Origin of the sequence: Streptomyces sp. NPDC059398 (assembly GCF_042751845.1) — a bacterium.
Lineage (GTDB): Bacteria > Actinomycetota > Actinomycetes > Streptomycetales > Streptomycetaceae > Streptomyces.
In genome coordinates this window covers 1-2,414 of sequence record NZ_JBHYWP010000023.1, presented here as the reverse complement: position 1 = coordinate 2,414, position 2,414 = coordinate 1, and the positions used below count along the sequence as shown (strand labels likewise).

At 70.6% G+C, this 2,414-nt stretch carries 2 protein-coding genes; both read left to right on the top strand.

Features of this window, described 5'->3' with window-relative positions; genetic code table 11:
• Positions 1-220 precede the first annotated feature (220 nt).
• On the top strand, positions 221-721 hold the full coding sequence (locus tag ACFXBC_RS11270) for a hypothetical protein (protein WP_385021779.1): 501 nt from the start codon (positions 221-223) through the stop codon (positions 719-721).
• Between the two features lie 239 nt (positions 722-960).
• Complete coding sequence (locus ACFXBC_RS11265) at positions 961-2,292, top strand: N-acetylmuramoyl-L-alanine amidase (protein ID WP_385021776.1); 1,332 nt, start codon at positions 961-963, stop codon at positions 2,290-2,292.
• The last annotated feature ends 122 nt before the right edge of the window (positions 2,293-2,414 follow it).

Sequence of the window (2,414 nt, the reverse complement as noted above, 5' to 3'; positions counted from 1 at the left end):
CCCCACCCCCGCCCGCCGCCCCCGCGGGCGGGCCCCCCGGCCCGTCGGGGGCCCGCCGGGCCGGCCGGGCCGGCCACGGACGGCGGACCGGGAGGAACACGGGGGGTGCCCGCCGGTCCACGCTGTGCTTCCGCACGGCGGGTGCCAGGGCGATCAGGACGGGCCCCCGCGGGCCCGGCCCCGGCTTCGGCGGACGGCCGGAGCCACGTACCATGGCTGCATGTCCTTCCTCCGCCGCCGCAGCGCCGCCACTCCCGCGGGCCCGGACTTCGACGTCCTGGCCATGGACCCGGGTGACTGGCCCGGCAACCTCGGCGCCGGTCTCCTCCCCGCCCCGGACGGCTCCTGCCAGGGCGTCTTCCTGCGGTACGACCTGTTCGGCGGCCGCGGCCCCGCGATGATCATCGGTAATCTGCCGGAGGGCTCGCCCGCCCGCGAGGTCGCCGATGGCCAGATCCCCTTCGAGGTGGCGCAGCTGCTGGCGGCCCTGGAGAACGACGAGCCCATCGAGGTGCTCGACAGCGAGGACATGCCGGTGATGCAGGGGGACAACCTCCTCATCGTGCATCGGCTGAAGCTCTCGGAGAGCCGTATCTCCTGCGTCCAGTTCGACCGCAGCGACAAGGTCCTGGTCACCATCGCCAGCTGGGACCGGCCGATCACGGACGATCTGTACGCCCTTCTGAAGCCGCTGCCCGCGGAGATGTTCCAGCAGGGCTGAGCCCCCCCCTGGCATCCGGCCGACGGCCCTCGTCCGCCGGAGAGAGCCGGACGACCCGCACCGCCAGAGCCTGGTAGCCACGCCCTTCGCGCTGGTCATCGGCCATGCCAGTGGTCTGGACAACTGTTTCAACAGCCGCCCTGTGCGGCGCTCTTGACGTGCCATCACCTCAGGTCAGAGAGTGCGCCCATACCGTTCGAGAGATCACCACGGCGCAACTCCCGGCAAGAAGGGCCGTCATGACGTCCAAGCAGAGGATCAGACTCGCGCTCGCACTGACCACCGCGAGCACCTTCGGCCTCGCCCTGCTCTCCCCGGTGGCGCAGGCGGCCCCCGGCGGCACCCGCCCGGAGTGCCCCCGCACCCTCGACTGCGCGTGGGCCCCCGCCGCCTACCAGCAGACCGGTGATCCCGCCGACAAGGAGACGTACGGCAACTACGACACCGCGGACCGCCCGCACACCGGGAAGATCAAGTACATCGTCCTGCACGACACCGAGGAAACCTTCGACAGGACGCTGCAGATCTTCCAGGACCCGCACAACCAGACGTCCGCGCACTATGTGGTCCGCTCCGGCGACGGCCATGTGGCGCAGATGGTCAAGGACAAGGACATCGCCTGGCAGGCCGGCAACTGGTACATCAACCAGCAGTCCATCGGGATCGAACAGGAGGGCGTCGCGACCGAGGGCTCCCAGTGGTTCACCCCGGCGATGTACCGCTCGACGGCGCGTCTCGTACGCTATCTCGCGGCCAAGTACGACATCCCGCTGGACCGCCAGCACATCATCGGCCACGACAACGTCCCGCCCACCAGCACCTCGGGCACCGCGGCCATGCACTGGGACCCGGGAACGTACTGGGACTGGGACTACTTCATGAAGCTGGTGGGCCGGCCCACCGTCCCCACCGCCTCGCCGCGCAGCCAACTCGTCACCGTGAGCCCGGTGTTCAAGGAGAACATCCAGAAGTTCCGGGACTGCGAGAAGAACATCGACCTCCCCGCGCAGCCGTCGAGCGCGGTGCCGCTCCACACCGCGCCCTCCACCGGCTCACCACTCTTCTCCGACCCGGCGCTGCACACCGACGGCAAGCCCGGCACCAACTGCGTCGCCGACTGGGGCAGCAAGATCAGTGCATCGCAGCAGGCCGTCGTCGCCGGGCACGCACCCGGCTGGACCGCGATCTGGTGGTACGGGCAGAAGGCCTGGTTCCAGAGCCCCGCGCACACCAGGACCACCGTACCGACCTCCGGATATCTGGTGCGGCCCAAGGCCGGCCGGACCGACGTGCCGGTGTACGGGGTGGCCTACCCGGAGAAGGGCGAGTACCCGGCGGACTTCACCGGGGCCCATCTGGGCACGCCGCTCTCGTACACGATCAAGCAGGGCCAGGCCTACCCCGGCGGCGGCGAGGCGCCCACGGGCTACTACTACGCCCCGACGATCGACGCCTCCTACCCGTACGACCACACGTACTTCCCCGGCGCCACCAAGTACGTGACCGTACAGATCGGGCACCGGGTGGCCTTCGTCAAGGCGTCGGACGTCGACATCGTGCGTACGCACTGACGGCCACTCAGGACAGTTGAGCGGGAAGCCGTCCGGGGCGTCGGCCGCGGACGGCTGCGGCAGCCCCGCACCGGGCCGTGCCCGTACGGCGGCAGCACCGTGCGCGCCCAGTGTGTCGGCAC